This is a genomic window from Kitasatospora putterlickiae (genome assembly GCF_039527695.1).
Classification (GTDB): Bacteria; Actinomycetota; Actinomycetes; order Streptomycetales; family Streptomycetaceae; genus Kitasatospora; species Kitasatospora putterlickiae.
Genome location: NZ_BAAAKJ010000091.1, coordinates 8,105 through 13,347 on the forward strand (window position 1 = coordinate 8,105; position 5,243 = coordinate 13,347).

Consider the following 5,243-nt stretch of genomic DNA (forward strand, 5'->3'; position numbering starts at 1 on the left):
CGGAGAAGTCGGCGGACGTCGTGGTGGCGACGCAGGCGGTGCTGCGCCTGGGCGCCGCCTACGTCCCGGCCGACGGCTCGGCCCCGCTGGAGCGGGTCGCCGCGCTGGCCGAGGACTGCGCCGCGGCCGCCGTGCTGACCACCGCCGAGCGGGTCGAGGAGCTGGCCGCCCCGCTGCCCGCCGCCATCGCCTGCCAGGACCTGGCGGCGGAGCCGGCCGGAGCGGGCGCCGTGGCGCCGGTCAACACGCCGGCGGGTCCGGACGACCTCGCCTACATCCTCTACACCTCGGGTTCGACCGGCGCGCCCAAGGGCGTGTGCATCAGCCACCGCAACGCGCTCGCCTTCGTGGAGTGGGCGGTCGACACGCTCGCCGCCGGTCCGGAGGACCGCTTCTCCAACCACGCGCCGTTCAACTTCGACCTGTCCGTGCTCGACCTGTACGCGGCCTTCTCGGTGGGCGCGGCCGTCCACCTGGTGCCCAGCGAACTCGCTTACGCCCCTGAGCAGTTGGTGGAGTTCCTGCACCGGCACGAGATCTCGGTGTGGTACTCGGTGCCGTCCGCGCTGATCCTCATGACGCGTGAGGGCGGACTGCTCGACGCGCCCGCCCCGGCGGCGCTGCGCGCGGTGCTGTTCGCCGGCGAGCCGTTCCCGATCCCGCACGTGCAGGCGCTGGCCGGCTGGAGCGGCGCCCGGCTGCTCAACCTGTACGGGCCGACCGAGACCAATGTGTGCACCTACCGCGAGGTCGGACCGGAGGACCTGCGGCGCGACCGCCCGGTCCCGATCGGCGCCGCCTGCTCCGGCGACCGGGCCTGGGCCCGCCGGGACGACGGCGGCACCGCCGGCCCCGGCGAGCAGGGCGAACTGTACGTCGAGGGCCCGACCGTGATGCTCGGCTACTGGGGCCGCCCCGCCCACCAGGGGCCCTACCCCACCGGCGACCTGGTCACGGTGCTGCCCGACGGCTCCTTCGACTACGTGGGCCGGCGCGACCACATGGTGAAGGTGCGCGGCCACCGGATCGAGCTGGGCGAGATCGAGGCCGCCCTCACCGCCCACCCGGACGTCGTCGAGGCCGCCGCGCTGGTCGTCGGCAGCGGCATGGAGGCCCGACTGGCCGCCTTCGTCGTCCCGGGGCCCGAGCGCCGGCCCGGGCTCCTGGAACTGCGCCGGCACTGCGCGCAGCGCCTGCCGCGCTACATGCTCGCCGACGAGCTGCGCCTGACCGAAGAGTTGCCGCGCACCCGCAACGGAAAGATCGACCGCGGCGCGCTCGCCAGCGGGCTCCAGCCGCCCGACCGGAAGGACTGACCATGACCCCGAGCGAGAGCCTCGACGACCGCGCGGAGGCCGCCGCGGGCGGGACGGCGGAGAAGATCACCGCCTTCCTGCGCGAGCGCTTCCTCGACGGCGACCCCCACGGGGAGCTGGACGAGAACACCCCGCTGCTCGAACTGGGCGTGCTCAACTCCCTGCACACGGCGGTCCTGCTCACCTACGTCCGGACCGAGCTGGGCGTGAAGGTGCCGTCCCGGGAGATCAACGCCAGGAACCTCAAGAACGTCCGCAGCATCGCCGCGATGATCGACAAGCTCGCCGCCGCTGCCGCCGCCTGACCGACCACCCACCACCACCGACCGATTGGGAGCCCCCATGACCGACACCACCACCGACGCGGCGGCGCAGCCGGCGCCCACCGAGGCGGACGACAAGCTCAACGACTACCTCGACAACCACCGCCCCACGGCCCGCCCGGTCAAGGAGAACAACGACCCGCCGGAGCAGCTCCACCAGCTCGACTTCCTGCTCGGCACCATGGTCACGCACTTCGACACCGGCGTGCGCATGGAGGCGGTGACCCGGCCGATCATGGGCGGTCACTACTACCAGATGGACCTCCAGGCGACCTACCCCGACGGCTCGCCGAAGCTTGAGGGCAAGTGGATCATCGGTTGGAGCGCCCCGAACCAGCAGTTCGAGTCGTACTACGTCGACTCGATGGGCACCATGGGCGTCTCCTACTCCGAGGGCTGGCAGGACGGCCACCTGGAGTTCGTCGGCGACCACGTGATCGGCGAGGTCGGCGTGCGCACCCGCTCCAAGGACGCGTACACCGTCATCGACGCGACCCACTTCCGCCTGGACGCCTTCGTCGAGGTCGAGGGCGAGTGGAAGCTCTACGACATCCAGGACTGCCACGTGACGCCCCCGGCCGCCGCCGAGTAGCCGACGGGACCACCGAACGATCGACCGGCCGGGTCGCCGGCCGTGCCCACCCACCGGGTGAGCGCACGGCCGGCGGCCCGGCACGTCCTTCCCCAGAGGAGCCGGGAGCGAGATGGCGGACGAAGAGAAGCTGCAGAAGTACCTCCGAAGGGCCACCGCCGAGCTGCAGCAGCTGCGCGGCCGGCTGGCGACCGAGGAGGCCAGAAACCGCGAGCCGATCGCGATCGTCGGTCTCGGCTGCCGGTTCCCCGGCGGGGTGCGCTCCCCCGAGGACCTCTGGGAGCTGATGGAGGCGGGCGCGGACGTCGTCTCCCCGCTGCCGACCGACCGGGGCTGGCAGCTCGCCGGGGCGATGCCGCACCTGCGCGGCGGGTTCCTGACCGACGCCGACCAGTTCGACCCGGAGTTCTTCGGGATGGACGACGCCGAGGCGCGCGCCCTGGACCCCCAGCAGCGGCTGCTGCTGCTGACCTGCTGGGAGGCGTTCGAGCGGGCCGGCATCGACCCCCTGTCCGCCAAGGAGAGCCGGACCGCGGTCTACGCCGGCCTGCAGTTCGGCGGCTACCCGCTGCTGCTGGGCGGGCCGCCGCCCGAGGAGCTGAAGGACTACATCGGCTTCGGCAGTTCCAGCGGCGCCGCGGCCGGCCGGGTGTCGTACCTGATGGGCCTGGTCGGCGGCGCGCTGGCGGTGGACACCCAGTGCACCTCGTCCCTGGTGGCGGTGCACCTGGCCGTCAAGGCGCTGCGCAACGGCGAGGCGGGCCTCGCCCTGGCCGGCGGGGCGCACGTGATGTCGCTGCCCGGCACGCTGCTGGAGTTCCAGCGCAAGGGCACCACCGGTCCCAGCGGCCGCTCGCAGTCGTTCTCGTCCTCCTCCGACGGCGTCAGCCTCGCCGAGGGCGCCGGCATGCTGCTGCTGGAGCGCCTGTCGGACGCCCGCCGCAACGGCCACCCGGTGCTGGCGGTGATCCGCGGCAGCGCGATCAACCAGGACGGCACCACCAACGGCATGAACGCGCCGCGCGGGCAGGCGCAGGAGCAGGTCATCCGGCAGGCCCTGGCCGACGGCCGGGTCGGCGCGGACAGCGTCGACGTGGTGGAGGGCCACGGCGTGGGCGCGGTGCTCGGCGACGGCGTGGAGGCCCAGTCGGTCATCGCCACGTACGGCCGGGCGCACTCCGCCGAGAACCCGGTGCTGCTGGGCTCGGTGAAGTCCAACATCGGCCACACCCAGAGCGTGGGCGGCGTGGCCGGCATCGTGAAGATCATCATGGCGCTGCGCCACCAGCGGCTGCCCCGCACGATCCACGTCGAGCGGCCCACCCCGCACGCCGACTGGTCGGCCGGCACGGTGCGGCTGGCCACCGAGGAGCGGCCCTGGCCGCGCGGCGAGCGGGTGCGCCGGGCGGGCGTCACCTGCCTGACCCTCAGCGGCACCAACGCCCACCTCGTGCTGGAGGAGCCGCCGCTCGACGAGCCGGCCGAGGCCGAGGAGACCGCCCCCGCCGCCCGCCCGATCGCGTGGACCCTCTCGGCCCGGACCGCGGCCGCGCTGCGCGAGCAGGCGGCCCGGGTCCGCGCGGCCTGCGCCGGGACGGACCCCCGGGACACCGCGGTCGCCCTGGCGACCAGCCGCTCGGCCTTCCGGCACCGCGCCGTGGTGCTCGCCCCGGACCGCGACGGCCTGCTCGCCGGGCTGGACGCGCTCGCCGCCGACACCGCGGCGGGAGCGCTGCCGGCCGGTGTCTCGGTGCACCGCGGAACCGCCGCAGGCAGCGGCCGGACGGCCCTGGTGTTCGCCGACTCCGGCCTGGAACACCCCGGCGCGAGCGAGGAGTTGGCCGCCGCCTTCGCCCCGTTCGACGCGGCCCTGACCGAGGTCTGCGCCGAGCTGGACCGCGCGCTGACCGAGACCGGCGAGGCCGCCGACCCCCGGCCGCTGCGGGAGCAACTGGCCGACCCGGAGCGGCGGTTCGCCTCGCCCCGGCTCGCCCGGGCGGGCCACTTCGCGCTGACGGTCGCCCTGCACCGCACGGTGGCGGACTTCGGCGTCGAGCCGGAGTACCTGACCGGGCTCGGCGTCGGCGAGGTCGCCGCCGCCCACGCGGCCGGGGCGCTCTCCCTGCCGGACGCCTGCGCGCTGGCCCTCGCCCTGCCCGTCGCGGAGACCGACGCGCACGGCTCGCTGTGGCTGCAGGCCGGCGAGGCCGAGCTGGCGGCGGACCCGGACCTCGCCGGCCCGGACGGCCCGGACGGCCCGCTGACGGTCACCGCGCTGGACGAGCCCGGCGGCACCGTCGTGAGCGGCGCGCCGGAGCGGCTGGCGGCGCTCGCCGAACGCTGGCGCGCCCGTGGCCGGGCCACCGGAACGCCGTCCTCCGCCCGTACCCTGCCGCTGGTCGGCGCCCCCTCCGCCGAGGCCGCCGCCCGGCTCTCCCGGGTCGTCGCCGCGCTGGACGTGCGGGAGCCGTCGGTCCCCCTGGTCTCCGGCCTGACCGGCGAGGTCCTCACCGTCGAGCGGCTGCGCGACGAGGCGTACTGGGCCGACCACGCCCGCCGCCCCACCCGCCTGCTCGACGCCGGGCGCCGGCTGCGGGCCGAGGGCGTCACCCGGTTCCTGGAGCTGGGCCCGGACGCCGCGATGACCGCGCTGCTGCGCCGCGGCCTCGCCGCCTTCGGCACGACGCCCGGCCGGCCGCTGCTGCTGGTCGGCGCCCAGCCGGAGCACCCGGCGGACACCCCGGACGGCGGTGCCGTCCACGCCCTGCTGGCCGCCGTCGGCACGCTGCACACCGCCGGGGTGGCGGTGCGCTGGGCCCCCGCCTTCGAGGGCCACCGCGCCCGGCCGGTGGAGCTGCCGACCTACCCGTTCCAGAACCGCCGCTGCTGGCTGGTCCCGCCGGACCGGCCGGTCGCCGCCCCGGCCAGGCCGCCGACCCCGCTGCTGGGCCGGCCGGTCGAGCTGGCGGAGGGCAGCGGGCAGTGGTTCGACCAGACCTTCGCCGGCCGGTC

General features: G+C 75.6%; 4 protein-coding genes. All 4 read left to right on the top strand.

Annotated features, from left to right (window positions below):
• On the top strand, positions 1-1,316 hold a 1,316-nt coding region (locus tag ABD308_RS09970), incomplete at its 5' end, for an amino acid adenylation domain-containing protein (protein ID WP_344331031.1).
• Positions 1,317-1,318: 2 nt separating this feature from the next.
• The gene (locus ABD308_RS09975; RefSeq protein WP_344331032.1) at positions 1,319-1,621 is read left to right on the top strand and encodes a phosphopantetheine-binding protein; all 303 of its coding nucleotides are present in this window, start codon (positions 1,319-1,321) and stop codon (positions 1,619-1,621) included.
• Between the two features lie 37 nt (positions 1,622-1,658).
• Positions 1,659-2,231 (top strand): DUF1579 family protein, encoded by a 573-nt coding sequence (locus ABD308_RS09980; RefSeq protein ID WP_344331033.1) that lies wholly within the window; start codon positions 1,659-1,661, stop codon positions 2,229-2,231.
• A 112-nt stretch (positions 2,232-2,343) separates the two neighbouring features.
• A partial coding sequence (locus tag ABD308_RS09985; protein ID WP_344331034.1) for a type I polyketide synthase occupies positions 2,344-5,243 on the top strand: 2,900 nt, incomplete at its 3' end.